We start from the raw sequence: 22,788 nt of genomic DNA, 5'->3' as shown, positions 1-22,788 counted from the left end.
GGAATGAACCCTTAGCGGGTGTTGATGATTGCCCTGTTAATGGCTTGGCGTTTGTGGCTTAGGTTTAGCGTTGTAGTCGAAGTTAATCTCTTGATTAAGATTGGTTATCGAGCAAGTGCCGTGTTCGCGTGTGGTTCGGTGATTGGCTTGACCAATATGGAACTCGGCATTGAGGAACACATGCTTAATCACATCGATACGGTACTTGTCATAGTAGCTTTCGACCTCCAGCTTTAGGCTGTCGAACTCTAATTCTTCGCGGGAACGTTCACCTAAGATGCGATTCTTCTCGTCGAGCATCATCTTGATCTGTTCGATCATGATAGGGTCGTTCTGCCATTCTGATTTCGGCGGCAGTTTTTTCAGGCGAGCCTCGATATCCAGAGTGGCAACCACCATGGCATGAACGCTCTCCTCTAGCTGCTTAAGGTTTTGTTTGAGTTCGCCCTGCTCCATGGCGCAGTACACTTCGGTTTTGGTGCCAGCGGTAGCACCTATCACCACGGCGGTAAGGCCCTTTTCGGCATGCGCGACACCACCGACTAAGTCACCACGGCGGCCGCTTTGATCGCTGACAGTGAGCGTGCCTGCGGTTTTGGTATTGCTGTGCAATAACTGCTTAGTGATCAGAATATTACCCTTGGCAGTCAATTGGGAATATTGCACGAACTGGGCGCTAATTTGCCCCTGAGCCGTGATATTGGTGGAGAACTCATTGACTCTGACTTGGCGACCGATCACGCCCTTGCTTACCGTAATATCACCATCTGCCTCGAGGGTCGCCGAATCGACAAAACCCATCACGGTAATATCGCCAGAGCTTTTAACCATCATGCCTTCGTGCACATCACCTGTAATTAAAATACTGCCTTTAAAGTTGATATGGCCAGTACTGATATCCACATCTTTCAGTTGAAGCACATCGTCGACATTCATGCCTGTGCGGGTTTCAACCGGTTGGCCAGCCACTGTGGCGATCAGTTTATTGGGATCTTTCGGATGGAAGTCAGTACCAGTACCGGGTTGTAATACCAGATCTTTTCCCGGTTTTTGTTTAAGGACTTCGCCCCTAATGTTGTAGCCGGGAGAGCCTTCGGTCGCAGGATGCTTAATCATCAATAGATCGTTGGGTTTGACCATAATCATGGCGCCAAGGTTGCGCATATCCACAGTGCCGTCTTCCCGCTCCTGCGGCTGTAATAGTCGTTCACGGGCGAGGGATACCTTGCGTTCCAATACTGCATTTTCGCCATTTATCGCAGGTTTACCTTGGGCGATTTCACTCTGGCAGCTTTCGCCTGGCTTTAACTTGGTCATTTTTTGCAACAAAGCTTGGATCTTAAGCTTGCTTAACCCCATGCATACATTGTCTTTTTTGAGCTGTGTAAGGATTTCGGGCAAGTCGACGGCTTTGCCACCCCAAGGGGCGGTTAAGACCATAGTGGCTTGCATCTTATCTTGGCTGAGCTCGATTTTTACGCTGCCATCACGGCGTTCTGCCAATACGGCAAATAGCTCGTATTTACCATCCTCTTGATGACACAGGGAATTGGTTTGCGCGATCACTTTGTCTATCGCTGGCTCGAGTGGGAATAGGGGGGCAAACTCAGGCACGGACAATAAACGCATCACATCATCACGGGTAATAGGACCGTGTTCGTTCGGAATCAAACGTAATTCCGCCTTGGTTTTATCGCTGCTTAGCTCAAGAAGTTCAGGGGCCAACATAGAGCACTTCCTATCCATTTGTTTTATTTTTGTTTTAGTAGCCACCTGAGTATAACAGTAGAAACTTTGCTCAAAGAAGCCTTTTCGGCGCGAAAAAACGTAAATGTTGGTGTTTTGTGGTGTGCAGTCTATTTGTTGATTTTTAAATAGATTTTTATTTGAGATATTACCGATAACTTAGTGTTATCTTTGGTTTTTTGCGGAGGATTTAGCACGGGGATAAAATTAGCCGACTTTTAGATTTAACAAAAAATCAAACTTTACAACCGTGCTCACTATGCTAGGGAAGAGTGCAAAAAGCTAAAGCACTCGGTAATTCAGCGCTTACTGCATTTGATACCGTTCACAAAACCATGAAAATCTTATCTAGCCAGCGGAATGTGATTGGCTGCGAATCACTACTCTTTGAGGCCTTCTTAAGGGGATAAGGTTTCTATCCAGACGGGGGCTCATTAAAAGCTTCGAGTCATCTAAGTTTGGGCAAAGGTAAGCTAGGTGCTTTGCTTTAATTTGTGGGGGGGGAGGATTAAATCGAGGGGTTAGGATTAAATGTCTATGGCTTAACATTTGATTCCCCTTTTTTACTCACAGATTACACCCCCATGAGTCAGCTCAAATAGAGGTTCCTTATTGCTTGGCCATGTCGGCTTTTCTATGGGAGATTCAAAAGTCGTCAGCCAAATTTCAAGCTCACCTGAGCCTGCCAAACACCCCATATAAGAGAAACACATGCCGTCATTTATCATGTGACGGGCAAATTGAATTGCCTCTTCAAGAGAGCCTTCTTCCTTGTTATGGCCGAAGGTTTCATCGTCCCACACCCAGTTAATAGGCACCCCATCTTCATCACAAGCAAGGTATCTTACGTTCTTATAACCTTCGCTAGCAGCTGTTAATGAATCCAAAAAGGATTCTCTGATTTCTGAGAATCTCTTTTTAAATTCTTCAATGCCTAAATCTTTACTAATAATGTGCTTCATACTTGCTCTAGAGGTTAACGCCCCAATCACTGGGCCGGCGGAGTGGAGCAATTTTTGTGGTATAAAAGAGCGCAGCGACACCACAAATAATTGCGCAACGTAGCTGGCTCCGAGTGCATTGGCTTGTTATGCGCCCTAAGTGCCTATGGCTGTGAACTTCTCAACTTTAGCTTTTGCTAGTTTTTTTTCAATATCCGCTTTTTCAATTTGGAGTTTTTGGTGCTCAAGTCTTTTTTTCCACCTGAAATACAATCCCCATATTGCTTTACAGTCATCCTGTTCCGCATTGGTAAAAGGAAGTATCTTCGAAATTTTTTCTGCCTCTTCAACAAAGACCTTTCCTAGCGTGTGAAATGCCATACTATCGTCAGCAACGCCTGAAACGATATATAGAGCGAAACCTTCTATACCATTCATAAGCTTTCCAATTATTTCTTCTTTCTCTGACAGTTTTTTAAGATCGTCTTTATTGATATTGCTATAGTTTACTTTGAAACCATTTTCAGATTCCTCAATATAAGCGTCATCGAAGAACGTAATTTTTTGTTCTTTAACGTACTTTGAAAGCTCAGTCGATAAGGGAAAATATTTTTCAGAAAATCTGTTGCACTCGTTTACTGCTGCCTCAAAAGAGGCTCTAACTGACTGTGTTCTGGATATTTTCTTGGCGCTCTCTATCTGGTCTTTTGCTAGTTTCAATTGATAGAGGCCTACACTCGCGACTCCTAGAAGACCCAATCCGCTAAAGAAATATAGTACCTCAGCCCAATCTCTAATGATTTGAAATGTTGTCGGCTCAGTTGGATTCATTCGATACTTCTCCCTTTCAAAAAATCAATTCTCATAGCAATAGCCTAAATGAACGTGATCAGCGCATAACATTTTATTCATGCGCATGCGCGTTTACCTCGTTGGACCAGTGAAAACGCGCACAGTTAACTATCTGTATGCAAAGAACTTATCAGCTTTCTGCCAAATACACTATCTGGAAAAACGCGCATGCGTGTTTCCAGACCTATTATCAACTTGGTGAAAGATATAAGTAACTAAATCTAATGCCATTTATTTAAACAAAAATGAGGAAATGCGCGCGATTTAAGGATAAAAATTTTCGAAATCCTTATGGTCTGAGTACGACTTTATACTTATTAGCTTTTTGATGGGGCATTTTCGTGATAGATGTAGTGGCGGAATTTAGCTGTCTCTACGTCCTGAATCCTATATCAAAAATTTATAATGTTAGGAAATTATTCACTAAAACACCTTTCTTTGGATTCGTCTGAAGTCTATGGAGGAGTCCACTGCGGTATACTCAAGCTTAGTTTTTTTTAAAATATCCTCAGCCTTGCTTATGACCAATTTAGAAAACACTTTATCCTCGATGCTTTCAGCATAAGCATAAAGTGCATTTATAAAGCTCTCACCCAGTAGTTGAACCTTTAACGTTGCCATTAAAGATACATTGGTCTCTAGATCTAGGTAAATCTCAGGCTTTTCTTGTGGGATCCTACCTTGTTTTTTTAGCTGTTCTAGAACTTCAAGGTCAGTACCTTTAAAAAATCCTTTTTTAGTACATAAATCGCTGTCGAAGCGCTCTTTATAATCGCCAACATAATGAATAAAATACTCTCCGCTTGAACAGGACATGAGTAAGCAGTCATCATCCAAAATATCAAAACATATACTAGAATATTCACAAAATAAACGCATCACATCTCCTTGTACCATATAACAAATAAGGCAAGCATAACTTTTGGACTATGCAAATAACTTTCACATTAGCTTTTCTATAGCCAAAGCTATACTTGCACTATTTACCATTTTGATATCGCTAAAATGATATTTTGGCAATATCTTTTTAGCTGAACGAACAGCTAGAGGGATAGTTAGGATTAGCATTATTGCCGCCGCGACCATTGGGAACATGGCCGCTTTTTAATATCTATATAAATGCCGTATTCGAATCTATTGGACTCCCCTTTCGGCTTTAGCTGCATCAACTAAGTACAAACCTTATTTCTGCCGGTGGTTTTGGCTAAATAGAGGGCGGTGTCGGCTCGTCTAACGACATCATAGGCAGTTTCATCCGCTTGCTCGACGGTCGATAAGCCAATGCTGGCGGTGACATTTTTTACGACAGTGAATTCGGTCGTATTAATGGATGCTCTTATTTTTTCGGCAAGGGTTAATGCATCACTACTATCAGTGCCAGTCAGTATAATTAAAAACTCTTCGCCGCCGTAACGCGCGACTAAGTCGGCTTTACGTACCGATTGCGCTAATAACTTAGCGACTTCGACTAACACAATATCGCCCGTCTCATGCCCATAGGTATCGTTAATCTTTTTGAAATGATCGATATCCACCATCAGGATTGAATAAGCCAATCCAAAGCGTTTGAGTCTCGTAAATTCGCTGTCGATATGTTCGGCGGCCGAACGACGATTGTGGAGATCCGTCAAGGGATCTCGTCTGCTTAATCGTTCAAGCTCTTGATTGGCCGATTCGAGTTCTTTGGTGCGCTCTAAGACTTTATTTTCTAAGGTCTGATTCATTTCCACTAGGCTCTTCTCATGGCTCAATAGCGAGAAGGTCATCTTTTGAATGGCATCAATCAAGAATGAAATTTCAATCAAACCATTTGATTTGGGGAATTTAACTTGCTCTTTGCCTGCTTGGATCTCTCTGGTGACGGTAATTAATCGCTCGAGCGGTAAGCTCATTGAAATCGACATGCGGTAGACAAACCACAGGCACAGCAAGACCGCAATGACGCTCACCCAGAGAAGTTGGCGTTGTAGTTCGGTGATCTCTTGCAGGGCAATATTTTTCGGGATGCGAACGACAATGCGCCAGCCCAATTGATCTATCAAGGTTGATTTTAGTGTGGTCACACCCGTTAAATATTCATGACCATCAGGCCATTGAATAAGCTGACTGCTGTTGTCTTTGGGGAGTAAATCCTGAGGAAGGTGCTGATCCGCCGAGGCTTGCGGGTACAAAATCCCATCGTCACGGCTTACGATTTGTACATCTATCCCTGTTTGTTGCTGGCTTCTTGCCAGCGCCGATTCAATCACAGTGTTAACCCATTTCCAGTTTGAATGGGTGGCAACGACGCCAAGCAAGTTGTTATTGGTATCAAACACAGGGGCCGCAAAATCGATTAGGCGCAGAGGATCATTTTTATCGATATTTAACACCTTGGCGAGCAATACTGCATCGTGTACATCACCAATGAATACGCCCGTCTTGCCATTAATAAACCATGGGCGTTTGGATACGTCATGGCCTTCAAGCGTGCCATCGGCCGCGTATTTGACGACGCCATTGATATCGGCAAACCCAAGCCATGAGTAGTATTCGTAGGAGGTTTTTATATTATCGAGGTTTTGGCGGATCTGTGGATAGTTAGCGCTAACGCCTGAAAAGAGCGCGCGTTTACTCAATAGCGATATTTCTCGGGCACGTTCGTCAATGTTGTTCGAGATAGTTGTTTCAATCGAACGGCCAATCATGGTTAATTGATTGGCATAGGCATTGAGCAGTTTGTCTGAGGTAATGGAAGATAAATAGCTGGTAAAACCAAGACAGAAAATAAGACTGATCCCACCGAAGAAAAAGGTTAATCGGTATCTGAGTGAGTTGAACCAGTTAAATTTGCTCAAAATGCTTAGCCTCATACTCATATTGGGAGTCGAGACTTATCATATCGAGGCTGCCCCAAAAATTCCAAATAATTGATTGTATTGGCAGCAATTTTCCATAGCTAAGTTGAGGCTTAACCATAAAGGATATTGGAAGGTATCGATGCGAAGGGTGTTGCCCCACTCACAATCGAGCGGGGCTTAAGATTAGGCCTGTTGGAAGGAATAGAGTTTGTACTTGTTGTTCTCCGCCGGCACGGTTAATTGGCCGAACTCGGCGGCGATGGTGTCAGAGTAGGGCAAGTGACGGTTAGCGACGATTTGCCAAATCCCTTTAGATTGCAATTGCTTGGCGCTATCGGCAACAAAACTTTGGGCAATGCTAGTGGTGCTGGCAAGGCCATCGTGGAACGGTGGGTTGGAGATAATACCGTCGAATTTTCCACTGGTTTGCGCCAGTCCATCGGAGGGATAAACCTTGGCCGTCATGCCGTTTGCCGCCAGCGTGAGTTCGCAGGAGGCCAGCGCCATGGCATTGATATCAATACATTCTAACGACAGTGTCGGTTGTGCCTTTAACAGTGCTGCGGCAATCACGCCTGCGCCGCAGCCAAAATCCAGTACTCGGCCAGAAAGCGTTGGTAGATGCGATAGCAATAGCTCTGTGCCTTGGTCTAAATGCTTTTCACTGAACACACCGACTAAGTTGCAGATGGTGATATTGCCCTGCGGGGTGGCGAGTTGATACTGGCTGGTCCAATCGCTGAGTTTAATCTCGGGCGCGGTATCGATTAGGCTGCTGCCAAAGAGTAGGCAATGGCGCGCGTTATCGAGTTTAACGCCGGTGGCAAAGTATTTCGGCAGCAGTTTGACTAAGGATTTAACCCCGCCTTTATTCTCTCCCACGACTAAGAGTTGACCATCGGCCACTAAATGCTGAGCCGCCAGATTAAACAAATAGGGCGCTAATGGCTTCGCCTTAGGGAAGTACACAATCACAGTGTCGTACTTATCCTGGTGGGGCAGTTGATGGCCAAAATAGCAGCGCAGTTTGGCATTGGCCTGTGGCGCTAAATGTAGGTAATGGTGGTAATCCAAGGCGAGGGCATCGACGGACTGGGCGACATCGAGCAGTGCTTTGGGCAATGAGTCTGCCTCATGGTTTAGCACTAAGACTTTATGTTGGCTCAGGGTTTCCTGATTGCGGATAATGACTTGCGATGGATTCGTTAACACTGCATGGCTACCGTAAAAAATAAGTGCGGGCATTATACCCCTTATTCTGCTTCGAGCCAGCCTGCAAGCCGCCGACTTAAGGGATGCTGCAACACTGTGCTCACTCGAACGGTGCGGAAAGAAAGCCAATAAAAAGGCAACTGTGTAAACACGGTTGCCTTTCTCTGTTAGCCAGCGCGATATTCGCGTGGGCTAACTCTTATCCCTTATCCCTAGCCAATAGCAGCAAATTAGCCTTGAGGCTGCGCAGGTGTAGGTGCTGGAGCTGGAGTCGATGCCTGTGCAGGGGCTTTTGGCTTTTTAGGCTTAGGTAACAGGCTAAAAATCTTATTGGCGATATCTGTGTTGTCTTGATGACCGTTAAATAACTCAGAGGCTGGGCCTGCGGCAAAGACTTGCACGTCGGTCCCCGTATGGCCGCCGGTCGTCCAACCCGTATCGGTGCGTTTATCAATCACATGGCGAATCGCAACGGCCATGGTCTCTAAACCCTGCATTCTGGCAACATTTAACTTAGCCACTTCTTCTTCGGTCAATTCAAAGCCTAACCCGCGGGATAGGTCGGCTTGCCAAGTATCACCGCCAAGGGCGGCTTGGGCTAAGGTATCTGAGCTTGCCGAGATATTACGTAGGATCTCTGGATTCCAGTTGTAGTTGCCATCGGCGCCAATCGATAACCCGCCGGTGTTATGGTCGGCGGTGATCACCATTAAGGTATCGGGATTTTGGCGTACGAATTGCTCGACGACTTCAATCGTATTAGCAAATTCATCCATTTCGCCCATGGCGGCGGCGATATCATTGTTGTGTCCCGCCCAGTCGATAAGGCTACCCTCGACCAGCAGCACAAAGCCTTGCTCATTTTGCGACAGTAAACTGAGGGCTTTTTGAGTCAAGGTGCTGAGTTTTTTAGCATCTTTTTCATCTATGGCCCAAGGCAGTTGCACTTCGGCAAACAAACCTAAGACCTTAGGCTGGGTAATGCTGGCCAGATCGTCAAAGCGGGTAATGTGTTGATAGCCCTTGGCGGTGAACTGGGCTAACAGCTCAGGGGGAAAGTATTTTTGCCCGCCACCTAAAAACACATCGGCGTTGGTTTCAAGATAACTTAATGCCAGTGCATCGTAGTTTTTACGGCTCTCGTTGTGGGATAAAAAGGCCGCTGGTGTGGCATGGTTGATTTGCGACGTAACCGCTACGCCCGTGCTCAAGCCTAAGGTTTTGGCCTTTTCGAGTATGGTGGGCAATGGTTGTTTTTGCGTATCGACCGAGATGGCGCCGTTATAGGATTTGACTCCAGTCGCGAGCGCGGTCGCGGCGGCGGCCGAGTCGGTCACATAACCGCTGACGTTAGCGGGATAAGTGCTCGCCATACCAACCAATAAACGGTCGAACACGGTTTGTTCGACTTCTTCGGTATCTGGATTGTCCTTGTAATAACGATAGGCACTGGTGTAGGAAGGCCCCATGCCGTCGCCAATCATGATCACAATATTTTTCGGGCGTGAGGGGGCTTTTACTGGGCCAGTCTCATTCGCTCCTGCTTCGACTGCCAGTGCGGAGGTGGAGAGCCATAAACTCATACCAAGCAATAACAGTGGCGCTTTGGTGAAACTCATATCAGATCCCTAGAAGTCGTAGGCGCTCTGTGGGCGCCTTCAATGAATAATATTATCTTGTAGGTGTACAAGCTTACTGGGCAAGACGGGCTTCGATGGCATCGAACAGCATGCCAGTAATGTCCACATCGAATGCCGCTTGGATTTCACGGATACAGGTTGGGCTAGTGACGTTAATCTCGGTCAGCTTGTCACCAATCACATCCAGACCCACAAAAATCAGGCCGCGTTTTTTCAGCTCTGGGCCAATGGCGCGGGCGATTTTCCAATCTGAGTCCGATAAAGGCTGGGCAACACCGCTGCCGCCTGCGGCCAAGTTACCGCGGGTTTCGCCTTTTTTCGGAATACGCGCTAAGGCGTAGGGCACTGGCTCACCGTCCACCACCAGAATGCGCTTGTCGCCCTTGGTAATTTCAGGAATAAAGGCCTGCGCCATGGCGTATTGGTTGCCATATTGGGTCAAGGTTTCGATGATCACCCCAAGGTTAGGGTCGTCCTGCTTCACGCGGAAAATCGAGGTGCCACCCATGCCGTCTAATGGCTTGAGGATAATGTCGCCCTTGGCTTGGTGGAACGCGCGGATGCGGTTGGCATCGCGGGTCACTATGGTTTCTGGCGTAAATTCGCTAAACCATGCGGTGAATAGTTTCTCGTTGGCATCGCGCAGGCTTTGCGGCTTATTCACAATCAGTACGCCTTGCTCTTCGGCGCGTTCTAGCATGTAAGTGGCGTAGATAAATTCGGTATCGAACGGCGGGTCTTTACGCATTAACACTACGTTAAGCTCGCTCAGCGGCGTATCTTGGGCGTCGCCCAATTCGAACCATTTATTGGCATCATTGATGACCTTTAATGGACGCATATTGCCCATGGCAACGCCGTTGACCATGGCGAGGTCGGCCATTTCCATATAAAACAGTTGGTAACCCCTTTCCTGCGCCGCCATTAGCATGGCAAAACTGGAGTCTTTCTTAATGTTGATCTCACTGATGGGGTCCATCACTATGCCGAGTTTTATCATTAATCTGTTCCTTATTGATTGCCGTTGCAGGCAAAAAGCATTTATGGATTAGCCAGTAATCGATTCGCTAGTTAGCGGTTAACCTTTACCCTAAGTCACCAAATCTAAGTTGCAGCGCGGTAATCGCCGTGAGTGAGGCGGTTTCGGTGCGTAGCACTCGGGGGCCGAGTAACACATCGGTAAACTGGTAGGTTTCCGTCATGGCGATTTCTTCCGCCGATAATCCCCCTTCGGGGCCGATCAGCAGGCGTACACGGGTATGGGATAAATCTAAGCCATTGATACCGTGTGCCGCCCTTGGGTGCAAGTTGAGTTTGAGCGCGCTGGTCGGTTCGCTACACCATTCCTGTAATTCCATGGCGGGGCGAACGATAGGCACTTGGCTACGGCCAGATTGCTCACAGGCGCTGATCACAATCTTTTGCCATTGCTGAATTTTCTTTTCGAGACGCTCACCATTGAGCTTGACCCCGCAGCGGTCAGAAAATAGCGGTGTAATGGTATTCACCCCTAGCTCAACGGATTTTTGAATGGTGAACTCCATCCGATCGCCGCGGGAAATTACTTGGCCTAAATGCAAGTTGAGGGGCGACTCCGAGGGATTAGCCTCACAGGACAGTACTTTTACCGTGACCGACTTTTTACCCGCATCGACAATTTCGGCAAGATAATCATTACCATCGCCATTAAACAGGCTAATGTGTTCGCCACTGCCCATACGCAATACTTTGCCAATATGGGCTGCGCCATCCTCATCTAAATTCAGCTGTTGATTTACGGCTAATGGTTGAGGTTGATAAATTCTTGGAACTCTCATTGTCGACCTTATTCGGCTAATTGTTGGCGCAGTGGCGGCGCATTGCAGGCATTCTGCACAAAGGGATTATGATTACCTTGGATCTGCGCTATGGCGTTATCGCGTTTGCATTCAATAGTATCAACTGGATAGCTTTTATCCCATGCTTTGAACAATTTTAATTGCTGCGAGGCGATTTTAAGGCCGTAGGTTTGCTGCATATACAGGTAAGTGCGGGCTATTTTGCCTCGGGCATTAGCGGGCGGCTGGGCTTGGCGATTCTTAAAGTCGATGACCATAGTGCATTGACCATATTGGTCGGCCTTACCGTTCCATTGGCTAAAACGGAAGTTGCTGCGATCGCCGTTCACTTCACCAATCGCGGGCACCAGATTGTGCATGTCCGCTTCCATTTTATTGAATTCTTTGCTGTTATCAGCGCAGTTTTTACGGCCGCCCTTTTGCCAGCATTGTAATTGATGACCAAATTCCCACGCCGGGACGATATGTTCCCACTCGATGCGGTTGGCGCGGGTTTCTTGTTTACGCACTTGATAGCCGCAGCTGTTGAGATCGGGCTTCCAGGATTTGCCCTTTATTTGGATATCACAGCCACAATAAAAACTGACCGCGGGCAGGGTGCCCTGACGGCTGCCTTGATATAAGGATTGGGACAAGACCTTGGCTTGGCTGAAACTATTGGGGTGTGAAGGAGAGGCATTGACTGAGGCCGAAACCGCCAGCCAACTGAATAGGCACAGCAAGGCTTGCCGAGACCTTAAGGCTATCTTGGAGTTGTTCAATATTTATCCCAAAAAGTAATCTGTACTACGCGAGCCTGTGGCTCGTCTCTTATGCCTGAATGGTAAGGGAAATACTGCGCCTTATGCAAATCGCTCGTACTTTTGGCCGAGGATTTAGTGTATGGCGGATTATTCGGCGGCTTGGGTAAAGGTGAGGTGGGTATGACAGCGTTTACACAGATAACGGGTTTCACCACGCAGCACTTTATTGTGGCGACGGATGCTCAGCCTAACTGGGCCGCAGGCGCAGCGGTACTCAAAGTCTTTCCCTTTAACCGACTGAGTATCGAAACTGTGGGTGGTATTGGGGCTCACTTTAAACAGTTTGAGCATGATGGATTGCCACTCGCGGCCATGGGGCTTGGTTTTGCCAAAGAGTTGAAAGCAGAGTAAATGACTGATTTCGTGGGGCACCACTTCGGCTAAGAAGGCTTCGCTATTTTCCTTGAGTAATACGGGATTAAAGCGCAGGCGATTCTGTTGCAAATGCGCCGTGCCCGCACTCCTGCCCCGCAGGGTAAATTGGGTCAGCGGCCGCGCAAATGGACGCTTAAAGTAGATTTCCGCCTGCTGATAACAGTCTTCAATGCGTACTAGGATTTGTTGCTGCAGTGGTGTCAGTGGCTTTGGCTGGCGTTGGGACGTGTTGGCTTTCGCCGTATTGGCCGCAGTCGATGTGGTGATACTCGCGGGTGAGATGGCTTTACGGCGCAGGCTATTGAGTAGGGATCTCGGGTTAAACATAGACTTAGGCGTTAACTCTTATTCTGCAAAGCATCAAGTAAACAATATCTCTCGCTATCGCAAGGCATCGATTAGGATTTTACGAGCCCAAAAACCTTATTCAAGGTGGCTCGACAAGCGTTTGGGCAAGCGTTTGCATCATAACCAACGCTTGCCGACAATACCAGTATTGTGCCTGTTACAGGCTCGCTGCGGCCTGCATCACCATAGTGCGTACTTGCTCGACAATCGCTTGTTCGGTGGCGTTGTCGTAGCCCTTCACCCTTGGGGTGTGGATATGGCCAACCTTGGCAGGGCTATTGAACTTTTGCTGTAACACAATGGCGCGATAAGAAATCTCGTTTGAGAGATAGCCACCGCCAGAACCTTCGACCGAGGTTTCATTTTGCAGCTCGCTTAGGGAGCTGGCATTAAATTCGCCGCGGGCTAGGGTCGTCACTGTATGGTTGTCGTTGACTTTCCATTGGCCGTCTTTGACCTGCATGGCGGCTACGGGCAGTGAAAACTCAACAAACTCAGGGCCGATAAAGTCTTTACCGTTGAGTTTGGGGGCGACAGGCGCAGTTTTGCTCCCGCCTGTGTACAGATTTTGGTTATCCGGCGCGGCGGCGCTACGGTTACGGCCCGGGAAGCGTTCAATATCAAAGTCATTTCGACCCATGCTGACGGTAAAAACAAACTGGGTTTTAGGATCGCGATAAATTGGGCTGAGTAGCGACTCGATAATGCCTTGGTCAAAATCCTCGAAGCGCACTGGGATCATCGCGGTTTCGATTTGGGCTTTTTTGCCGTTGATATCAAACCTAAAACCATCGAGGGCGAGGGCAACCAAACCCGAAGGATTACTCTGGCTGATGTCTTTATCGAGGAAGAAAGGGTCGAATCCCGTCAGGAAGATTTTCACCTGCACATCGTCATCGTATTGGATATCGCTGAAACCGCGAGATGCCTTTTCGACGGCGCTGGCTAAAATCTGCTGTTGCCAATCGGCCATTTTGAAATTAGCGCTATTACTCTTGATGCTATTTAACATTGAGAGCCGAGCCCAATAGAGGGATCTGTCGTCAAAGTGCCCTGACTGCACATCACGCACCGCCTGTTGCCACAGTCTGTGTCCTTGGCGCGCGGCAAGTTGGGTTGCATCGCGCTCATTCTTTTGTGCAGATAATTGATTAGCCAAGCCTTCATCCAAGGCTTGATAGCGATTGACCACCTCAGCCATGACTTTTTCAGCGGTGGGAATGCGGGAAACTTCCACATCTCCTAGGAGTTGTACTGCAGCTGCGGTTTGCACCACTGTGCTGGCGAGGATAAAAGCGAGACTGGGCTTTAACATTGGCGTTTCCTTTTTATTTTAATCACTTATTTTGCTGGAAAAGGGCGATGTTCCTAAGGCGTTCTGGTTTGCTTCATCCTAGAGCGGATGTAACTTATGCCAAAAAGTCACAATGATTGCTTTGAGTATAAGAGTTTACCTAAAGTGATTCGAGGATCTTATTCCTGTTTTGTATATAGATGTTATCTAAGTGGCGTTTTTAGGTTGTGAGTTCGTTTCGTTGACTGCGAGCATTGACACTATCCCGCTTTAGCCGTGTGCCTTTTTTCTGCCACAATTGGTCAGCAGTTTGCTAGGGAAAGCGCGCCGAGACAGTGATAACCTTAACGCCTTATTTTTATGGATTTATTGCCTTGAGCAAGGGGACGTTATGCGTGCATTAGCCTTATCGGCTGTGTTGTTAGTGGCATCGATTATCGGAATGCCTGCGGAAGCAAAAGAGTGGCAAGAAACTCAGAGTTGGAATACTCACTTTACGGAACATAAAACCCAAGGCGTGGTTGTACTCTGGAACGAGAATAAACAGCAGGGATATACCAACGATCTTAAACGGGCGAACCAAGCATTTTTACCCGCATCGACCTTTAAAATTCCCAATAGCTTGATTGCACTCGATTTAAGTGTGGTTAAGGATGAGCACCAAGTCTTTAAATGGGATGGACAGACGCGCGATATCGCCGCCTGGAACCGCGACCATGACTTAATTACTGCGATGAAATATTCGGTTGTGCCTGTGTATCAAGAATTTGCTCGCAAAATCGGCCAAGCACGTATGAATAAGATGCTGCATGCCTTCGATTATGGCAATGAGGATATTTCGGGCAATTTAGACAGCTTTTGGCTCGATGGTGGCATTCGGATTTCGGCCATCCAGCAAATCGAATTTTTACGCAAGCTGTACCACAACAAGTTGCATGTCTCGGAGCGTAGTCAGCGCATCGTTAAACAAGCCATGCTGTCCGAGGCGAATGCCGATTATATTATTCGGGCTAAAACTGGTTATTCGGTCAGAATTGAGCCGAAAATCGGTTGGTGGGTGGGTTGGGTTGAACTCGATGATAATGTGTGGTTCTTCGCGACCAATATGGATATGCCAACCTCGGATGGTTTAGGGCTGCGTCAAACCATCACTAAAGAAGTGCTGAAACAGGAAAAAATTATTCCCTAGAAGTGGTTAGCGGCGCATTTTAGTGAAATAGCCGTCATATAAGCTGTAAAGTTATATGGACAAAATACTCATACTCGATGCGCTTATACCTAATGGCTCATATTTAATTCAGTCAGGCTCCATCGACTTAAGCTTCGCGCGTTAACCGTCAGCCTGAGCATTAGCGCCTCATTCCTAAACGTAAAAAGCCTACCAATTTGCTAGGCTTTTTTGTTATCCCTGAAATATCGATGTTCACAATGGTGGTGTGAGTACAGGGGTGGCGACGTAAGGAAAGGAGAAGACAGCTGCGATAAAGCGTTTAGCCCATCAAGGATTGCAGGCTTTCTTGGCTACTAAAGCGTTTGACGAAAAAGTCCAAGAAGGCACTGATATTAGTGGCTAATTGGCGGCGGCTGGAATACACCCCGTAGACTTTAAAGGGCTCAATCGGCCATTCTTGCAGTATGGGCACCAGTTGACCATTCGCCAATTCCGTCTTACAGGCGGAGTTAGACAGCATGGCAATGCCAAAGTCATCGAGGGCTAACTGCTTGACCATTATCGGGCTATTAACCCTAACCTTACGTTGAAAATTGACCATGGTCTTACGCGCGCCTTTACCTAAGGGCCAAATGGGCGCGGAGCGTGATGTCCCGAGTAAGATACCGCTGTGCTCACTTAATTCCTTTGGCGTTGCAGGTGTGCCTCGGGCTTTTAAATAGGCAGGGCTTGCCACGAGAATCGGTTGGCGCTCGAACAGTAATCTTGCAACAAGATCAGAGGATTGCAGTGGCCCATATTTGATAGCTATGTCATATCCTTCACCCACTAAACCGATATCGTTGTCGGTAAACTGGACATCCAATTCCACATTGGGATATAAACGCATGAATCCGCTACAGAGGTTAGCGATTAATTCTTGGCTAAAAGAGACTGGAATAGCTATCCGTAATGATCCTGACACATCATCATGGGTACTCTCGATAACCGCCTTGGCCGCTTCCACCTCATTGCGAATGGAATCACAGTGTTGATAAAAGAGGGCCCCGACTTGAGTCAGGCTTAAGTTGCGGGTGTCGCGTTGTAATAATCGCACGCCAAGTTCTTCTTCGAGCTGCGCGATTTTGCGACTTATGGTGGATTTTGGGTGGCCGGTTTCACGTGCAGCTTGGGAGAATCCCTTCGCTCTAACTACGGCTGCAAATAGCATCATACCGTTTAAATCTGGCATGTTTTTCCCACTGTCTCATATTTGGAACATAGCGTCTTATGCAGTTTAATGGCATTTGGCGGGATAACAAAGTTATATTTATTGGCTAAAAATTTTCAGAGGCTAAAGCAGAGGATCTTTTGATGACCAGCAATAATCAGCCCACACACATGACTCAAGCCCAAACGCCCGATCCGCTTTTTTTACAAGCCGAGCATTTGGCAAAAGATTTTTCTCTGTTTCCTAAACACAGTAAACAGAGTTTATCAGAAGAAATTAAAGGTCTTTTAAACGATGATGCCATTCAGGCAAATTTAAAAGACTTGGCATCGTTAGATGTCGATGGTTACGTCGCAAAAGTGATCCAGCCGACCCAAGATAAAGGTCGTCCTGGTGCGAAACGTATCATTGCTGACCTGAAAGGTCGCTTGGTTACCGAAACTCACTTGGGCTCTTTCTACAGCGCTGAGGTCGAGCTGAATTTCGGTTCACGTACTCGTCGTATCGGTTTTATTGCCCAAGAGCGTACCACGGCTAACGGCGCCTGGATGCCTGAGCATCACTACGCGGCCTGTAAAGCAATTCGTCACTTTGCCGAATTGTCTATGCCTATCGTTTACCTCATCGACACCCCAGGGGCCGATGCGGGCGAAGTGGCCAACAGCCAAAACCAAGCACATTCTATTTCTAAGGCGATCGCTGAGAGTGCCAACGTTGACGTGCCAACAGTCGGTATCGTTATCGGTGCGGGTTACTCGGGCGGTGCGATTCCATTAGCGGCGGCTAACATCCTGTTATCGCTGCGCGATGGTATTTTCAACACCATTCAGCCACAAGGTCTGCAGAGTATTGCACGTAAGTACAACCTGTCATGGCAGGAATGTGCTAAGTCTGTGGGCGTGTCTCCAGAAGAGCTTTACACCGCGGGTTGTATCGATGGCATCATCGATTTCTCTCCAGGTGACCGTGACGAGCGTCAGCACAATTTACGCCGCGCTATCATCAGCAGTATCGAAGCTGTTGAACGTGCAGCCATCAACTTTGTGCGTGAATCTAAAGATTTACGTGAGCACTATGACCGCAGTTTAGCGCGTTTCCTTAACCCATCTAAAAACCTGATGGCGTTAGAGTTAAACGCAGAGTTGGCTGTGGCAACAAGCCCAACTAACCATCACAACCTGTTTGGTAGTGCTTACCGTTACCTGCGTTATTTAACGCTGCGTAGCCGCATTCATTCAATCTCTCAGGAGCAATACGGACGTTTGTCACGTGTTAGCGTGCCTGAAGGTGACTTGTTAGCACGTATCCAGCAAGAGCAAGACCGTGTATTCCAAGCTTGGTTATCAAGCCCTGATAAGCTGGTTTACGATGAAGATCTAAACAAACTGTGGGCGAACTTTATTGCTAAGCGCGATGAAGTGTCTACCGAGCGTAACATGCTGACGCGTTTGATTTTGGGTGAGCCAAAAGAGAACTACAAAAAAGCACGTAAGGCGCTGTTATTTAACATCGGTTGGTCTCTATATCACCGCTGGAAGAGCAACGCGGCAAACAACTTCAAGGGCTTAATCCAGCACCTTGAAAATCTGCCAAAGTCAGTGACTCAAGCCAAGTGGCCTGAACTGAATCAACTGACTGTGCTCGATGTGGTTGTGAACGACGAACTGCGTGAAGACTTCATTTGGCAATGTCATAACATCCTGATCTTTAACTCACTGTACGACAACGTTGTGGGCAGCTTAGCGTCCATCGCGAAAGAAGCCATGATGGCGAAGAGCTTGTCGCGCAACTCAGTGAACAACCTGCTGCACAAGTCAATTGACCATGCGCTGTCGACTCAGGATACCGCTAACGACAAGGCGAAATTCTACAAGTGGCTTAAGTATTTTATGGGCCAGTCTAACCGTGCTGACTTATTGGTGCGTGTTGAGCAGTGGAAGAGTGTGGGCTTCCCACAACTTAACGACAGTTTATTCGTTATCCTGACTTACTTCTTCGAGCGTTTACTGCCTGAATACTTCGACAGTGAAAGCGATAACAGCAAGTACACTGGCGCGATTAACCCTGTGCGTATCGGTCGTCGTAAGGACTTCTGGAACCGCTTGACCATGGGTTATCAGGACTTACTGATCCAAAAAGTATTACGTGACGAAAAACGTACCGGCAAGATGACCTGGGAAAATGTGATTAAGCAATTCTTCACTCACTTTGAAGAAATCAATGGCGACAAAATGTCGGCCAACTTGCTTAACTTCCCTGGTTTCCGCCTCTCAATCGAAGATGCGTTAGACAAAGGCATTCGTCCTTGCGGTCTGATCACAGGTATTGCTGACTTTAAAGAAAAAGGTCAAAAAGTCCGTGTGGGTGTGGCTGTGTCTAACACCGCATTCCAAGCGGGAGCCTTCGATATGGCGAGTGCTGAGAAATTCTCTGCGCTGCTGATCGAGTGTGCTAAGCGTAAGCTACCTGTTGTTTGCTTTATCAGCTCAGGCGGTATGCAGACTAAAGAAGGTGCTGCGGCACTGTTCTCAATGGCTGTTGTGAACGACCGTATCACTCGTTTCATCCGTGATAACGAATTGCCAGTACTGATGTTCGGTTTTGGTGACTGTACCGGTGGTGCGCAGGCGAGTTTCGTGACTCACCCATTAGTGCAAACCTATTACCTGTCTGGTACTAACATGCCATTCGCGGGTCAGATGGTGGTGCCAGCTTACTTGCCTTCGACTTCGACACTGTCTAACTACCTGTCGAAAGTACCAGGTGCAATGGCGGGCTTAGTCCACAACCCATTCAGCGAAACCTTAGATAATCAATTGGCGAGCATCGATCCTCTGATGCCAATGCCAACGGCGAAGATCAATGACGTGATCATCAACGCCCTGTCAACACTGGTTGTTGAAGCGCCTGTTGAGGAAGAAGTGATTGTTCAAAACGATCCTCGTAAGTTAATGAAACCAATTAACAAAGTATTGGTTCATGCCCGTGGTTGTACCGCTGTTAAGCTGATCCGTAAGGCTCACGATAACGATATCAACGTGGTATTAGTGGCGTCAGATCCTGACATGACCGCCGTACCTGCGGATATGCTGAAAGACTCAGACAAGTTAGTCTGCTTAGGGGGTAACACCTCTGACGAAAGTTACCTGAACGCTTACTCAGTACTGAAAGTTGCCGAATACGAGCAAGTTGACGCACTGCACCCAGGTATCGGCTTCCTGTCTGAAAGTCCACAATTTGCGGCATTGTGTGTGAACAACGGGGTAAACTTCGTTGGTCCTAGCGTGCATTCAATGACGACTATGGGTAACAAGTCGAACGCGATTAAGACTTCACAAAGCCAAAACGTACCAGTAGTACCAGGTTCACACGGTATTCTGACGAACGCAGAGCAAGCGGTGAACGTGGCCAATGAAATTGGTTACCCAGTACTGCTCAAAGCGGTACAAGGCGGTGGCGGTAAAGGTATCCAGGTCGTTAAACGTCCTGAGGATATGATTGGTTTATTCCAAAAAACCTCTACCGAAGCGGCTGCGGCCTTTGGTAACGGCGACCTGTACTTAGAGAAATATGTAACCTCACTGCGTCATATCGAAGTGCAGTTACTGCGTGACAAGTTCGGCAACGCTAAGGTGCTGGGTTTACGTGACTGTTCTGTACAACGTAACAACCAGAAAGTGGTCGAAGAGTCTGGCTCAACTATGCTGCCAGAAGAACTGAAGAAACAAGTGCTGGATTACACCCGTGCCTTAGGTGATGCGACCGATTACATGGGCGCAGGTACAGTTGAGTTCATCTATAACTTAGATGCGAACGAAGTGTACTTCATGGAAATGAACACCCGTCTGCAGGTAGAGCATCCAGTAACGGAAGCGACTTCTGGTATCGATATCGTGAGCGCGCAGTTTGATATCGCTGCGGGCCGTTCAATCGAGAACCTAGAGCCGAAAGAAATCGGTTATGCGATGGAAGTGCGTGTGACTGCAGAAAAAGCAGCACTGGACAGCCATGGTGTACTCCAACTGATCCCAAATCCTGGCAAAATCACCGAATGTGTATTCCCAGATCATCCAGATGTGGAAATCATCTCGATTGCCGCAGCGGGTAAAGAAGTATCGCCATACTACGACAGCTTAATCGCTCAGGTGATTATGCGCGGTGAAAACCGTGAAGACGTTATCGCGAAACTGCACGCTTACTTAGATAGCGTAGTACTCAAAGGTATCGCGACTAACATTCCATTGCTGAAACTGATCCTAAGCGATGGTACCTTCAAAGAAGGCGTATACGACACTAACTACCTGCCACGCTTTATGGCTGAGCTCGACATTCCAGCGCTGATCGCTGAAATGGAAGCCGCTGCCGAAACCGTGGGTGTAGACACAGAGTCACTGCGTGTCGGTGAAAGTAACGAGCTGAAAGTATTAGCCCAAGGCGCAGGTATCTTCTATACCTCTCCAGCGCCAGGCGAACCTGATTTCGTGAAAGAAGGTGATATTGTGACTGCAGATCAGACGCTTGCGTTAACTGAAGCGATGAAGATGTTCTCACAAGTGAACTTAGCCGGCTTCAACCGTCAAGGCGCTGTGCTGTACCCAGAAGATAAGAAGTATCGCATCGAGCGTATTCTGAACAGCAATGGTCAGCAAGTATCGCAAGGTGACTTACTCTTCGTGGTATCACCCGTAGAAGACTAATCAGTAAAGCAGACCGCTTAAACGAAATACCCGCCAATTGGCGGGTATTTTTTTATCCTAATGAATGTTGCATAGACAAACCCTTAGGCTATTTCCATACTCAAATTAGGGCTTATTGGTATTATCTTAATATCGCGTATACACTTTTTTGACTTTGTCTGATTGCTAGCGGGTCGAATCGAGAGGTGCCATGGGTTGCAGATACTGGGTTTTACTCCTCTGTTTATGTTCTCCATTATCTGGAAATGCCGAGCGTTTGGCCTCAACTTACCTCTATGCTGCTGAAGACGCTAACCATGCGACTCAGTTGGTGCGTTATTGCGTCGACCCCGATTGGTTGCCCTACGAAGCGATTCGTGATGGCCAGCACGTGGGGATTTCGTCGGATTATATTCGTTATATCGAAGCCCACTCGGCGTTAAAGTTCAGCTTGGTTCCCACGACATCTTGGACACAAACCTTGCATTTTCTGCAAACGGGGCGCTGCGATTTAACCCCGTTACTCAATAAGACGGCGACTCGAGAGCAGTTTTTACATTTCAGCCATGTGTATTTTCGTTCCCCCAATGTTTTAGTGTCGCTAAAGGAGCAACCCTTTTTACAGGGCTTTGAAAATATAGGGTCGCGCACCTTGGCTGTGCCCGATGGCTATCGTCTCGCCGAGTATATTCAGCATTACTATCCCAATGTTCACACCATTAAAGTGGCGAGCGAGCCTGCGGGGCTTGAGGCCGTGCTTGAGAAAAAAGTTGACCTCTTTGTCGGCTCGATGTTTTCGGTCAATGCCTATATCCAGCAGACAGGATTCAATCATCTTAAAATTGCCGGCTGGGGCGGCCCTGAGGATGAACTGCGGGTGGGAGTGAGCTTGGGGCATGAGGCGTTGCTGCCGTTAATCAATCAGGTATTGGATAATGTGGACGAACTGGAGCGGATCCGGATTTATCAGAAGTGGAACAATATCACCATTATCGATGAAACTAACTATCTGCTTATCTATCAGGTCATTGCTGGCACTCTGTTAGTGATATTTTTACTCGCGACTCGCACTTATGTTATCAGCCGTTACAATCGCCGTTTAACCGATAAAAACCAGCAACTTGAGGTTTTACGTTTGCAATTAGAGCAAAGTAATGCCGAGCTTGAATTTTTATCCACCCATGATCCACTCACTAAACTCTACAATCGGCATTACTTTAACCGCCAGTTTGTTCCTGAACATCGCGTCGCTATCTCCATGGAAGGCGCTATTTGTCTGGTGATGTTAGATATCGATTTTTTTAAAGAGATCAATGACACCTTTGGTCATGCGATTGGGGATAAAATTTTGATGGAGTTGTCCTCGGTGTTGCAGCACTGCGTGCGCGAAAGCGATGTGGTGGCGCGCTGGGGCGGGGAAGAGTTTGTGATCCTCTGCCATCAAACATCGCTCGATGCCGTTAAATCATTGTGTCAGCGGATAGCTCACGCCATCAAAGATTATCATTTCAGTGGTGATGTGCGGCTTACCTGTAGCTTTGGGATTGCCAAACTTGCGGTCAATGAGCCCATGCAGTCATGTTTTGAACGGGCAGATAAGGCGTTATATCAGGCAAAAGCGTTGGGACGGGACCAAATGTGTGTGGATGAGACGCACCTCTAGTGCGTGCCGAGCGTGATGAATAGACTGTATTCCTCAGTACATAGCGGATTTCATTCAGAAATCGGCTATTTATCCCAGAAAACCTGCGTCATCGAACCGATTTTAACGGGAGTATTGCCCATAGGCGCATCGTCTGAGGGCTGGATTTTTGCGTTTAATGAACCGTTAAAGCATGGAAA

Annotated in this window: 16 protein-coding genes; 3 read left to right on the top strand and 13 right to left on the bottom strand. The window is 47.2% G+C overall.

What is annotated here, in order from left to right:
• Window positions 1-36 precede the first annotated feature (36 nt).
• From K0H60_RS17280 to K0H60_RS17225, 12 genes are all read right to left on the bottom strand, one after another.
• Window positions 37-1,728 (bottom strand): flagellar assembly protein A, encoded by a 1,692-nt coding sequence (locus K0H60_RS17280; protein WP_220056494.1) that lies wholly within the window; start codon window positions 1,726-1,728, stop codon window positions 37-39.
• A gap of 581 nt (window positions 1,729-2,309) precedes the next feature.
• Entirely contained in the window at window positions 2,310-2,708 is a 399-nt protein-coding gene (locus tag K0H60_RS17275) for a hypothetical protein (RefSeq protein WP_220056493.1), read from the bottom strand.
• A 135-nt stretch (window positions 2,709-2,843) separates the two neighbouring features.
• The gene (locus tag K0H60_RS17270; RefSeq protein ID WP_220056492.1) at window positions 2,844-3,518 is read right to left on the bottom strand and encodes a hypothetical protein; all 675 of its coding nucleotides are present in this window, start codon (window positions 3,516-3,518) and stop codon (window positions 2,844-2,846) included.
• Between the two features lie 444 nt (window positions 3,519-3,962).
• A complete protein-coding gene (locus K0H60_RS17265) occupies window positions 3,963-4,418 on the bottom strand; it encodes a hypothetical protein (protein ID WP_220056491.1) in 456 nt (151 codons plus the stop codon).
• Window positions 4,419-4,708: 290 nt separating this feature from the next.
• Window positions 4,709-6,376 (bottom strand): sensor domain-containing diguanylate cyclase, encoded by a 1,668-nt coding sequence (locus tag K0H60_RS17260; protein WP_220056490.1) that lies wholly within the window; start codon window positions 6,374-6,376, stop codon window positions 4,709-4,711.
• Window positions 6,377-6,562: 186 nt separating this feature from the next.
• Window positions 6,563-7,591, bottom strand: a complete 1,029-nt coding sequence (locus K0H60_RS17255) for a methyltransferase (RefSeq protein ID WP_041408961.1) — start codon at window positions 7,589-7,591, stop codon at window positions 6,563-6,565.
• 230 nt (window positions 7,592-7,821) lie between these two features.
• Complete coding sequence (locus tag K0H60_RS17250) at window positions 7,822-9,210, bottom strand: alkaline phosphatase (protein ID WP_220056489.1); 1,389 nt, start codon at window positions 9,208-9,210, stop codon at window positions 7,822-7,824.
• 73 nt (window positions 9,211-9,283) lie between these two features.
• Window positions 9,284-10,231: a glutathione synthase gene (gshB, locus tag K0H60_RS17245; RefSeq protein ID WP_023266854.1), complete on the bottom strand. Its 948-nt coding sequence runs from the start codon at window positions 10,229-10,231 to the stop codon at window positions 9,284-9,286.
• An 85-nt stretch (window positions 10,232-10,316) separates the two neighbouring features.
• A complete protein-coding gene (gene rsmE, locus K0H60_RS17240) occupies window positions 10,317-11,048 on the bottom strand; it encodes a 16S rRNA (uracil(1498)-N(3))-methyltransferase (RefSeq protein WP_220053835.1) in 732 nt (243 codons plus the stop codon).
• Between the two features lie 8 nt (window positions 11,049-11,056).
• Window positions 11,057-11,833, bottom strand: coding sequence for an endonuclease EndA (gene endA, locus K0H60_RS17235; RefSeq protein ID WP_220058195.1), 777 nt, complete (start codon window positions 11,831-11,833; stop codon window positions 11,057-11,059).
• A 126-nt stretch (window positions 11,834-11,959) separates the two neighbouring features.
• Window positions 11,960-12,574, bottom strand: a complete 615-nt coding sequence (locus K0H60_RS17230) for a SprT family zinc-dependent metalloprotease (protein WP_220056488.1) — start codon at window positions 12,572-12,574, stop codon at window positions 11,960-11,962.
• Window positions 12,575-12,752: 178 nt separating this feature from the next.
• The gene (locus tag K0H60_RS17225; protein ID WP_220056487.1) at window positions 12,753-13,910 is read right to left on the bottom strand and encodes a PA0049 C-terminal domain-containing protein; all 1,158 of its coding nucleotides are present in this window, start codon (window positions 13,908-13,910) and stop codon (window positions 12,753-12,755) included.
• Window positions 13,911-14,280: 370 nt separating this feature from the next.
• On the opposite strand from K0H60_RS17225, the gene blaOXA reads away from it, so the two are divergent.
• Window positions 14,281-15,078 carry an OXA-48 family class D beta-lactamase gene (gene blaOXA / locus K0H60_RS17220; RefSeq protein ID WP_220056486.1) on the top strand — a complete coding sequence of 266 codons (798 nt, stop codon included), beginning with the start codon at window positions 14,281-14,283 and terminating at the stop codon, window positions 15,076-15,078.
• Window positions 15,079-15,379: 301 nt separating this feature from the next.
• Here blaOXA and K0H60_RS17215 read toward each other — a convergent pair whose 3' ends face one another.
• The gene (locus K0H60_RS17215; RefSeq protein WP_011621492.1) at window positions 15,380-16,291 is read right to left on the bottom strand and encodes a LysR family transcriptional regulator; all 912 of its coding nucleotides are present in this window, start codon (window positions 16,289-16,291) and stop codon (window positions 15,380-15,382) included.
• A 122-nt stretch (window positions 16,292-16,413) separates the two neighbouring features.
• Between K0H60_RS17215 and K0H60_RS17210 the strand changes: the two genes are divergently transcribed.
• Window positions 16,414-20,967 (top strand): ATP-binding protein, encoded by a 4,554-nt coding sequence (locus K0H60_RS17210; protein ID WP_126511888.1) that lies wholly within the window; start codon window positions 16,414-16,416, stop codon window positions 20,965-20,967.
• 190 nt (window positions 20,968-21,157) lie between these two features.
• The gene (locus K0H60_RS17205) at window positions 21,158-22,609 is read left to right on the top strand and encodes a diguanylate cyclase (protein WP_220056485.1); all 1,452 of its coding nucleotides are present in this window, start codon (window positions 21,158-21,160) and stop codon (window positions 22,607-22,609) included.
• The last annotated feature ends 179 nt before the right edge of the window (window positions 22,610-22,788 follow it).

This window comes from Shewanella mangrovisoli (assembly GCF_019457635.1).
Lineage (GTDB): Bacteria > Pseudomonadota > Gammaproteobacteria > Enterobacterales > Shewanellaceae > Shewanella > Shewanella mangrovisoli.
The sequence above is the reverse complement of the archived record's forward strand: the minus strand, read 5'-3'. Positions and strand labels throughout refer to the sequence as shown.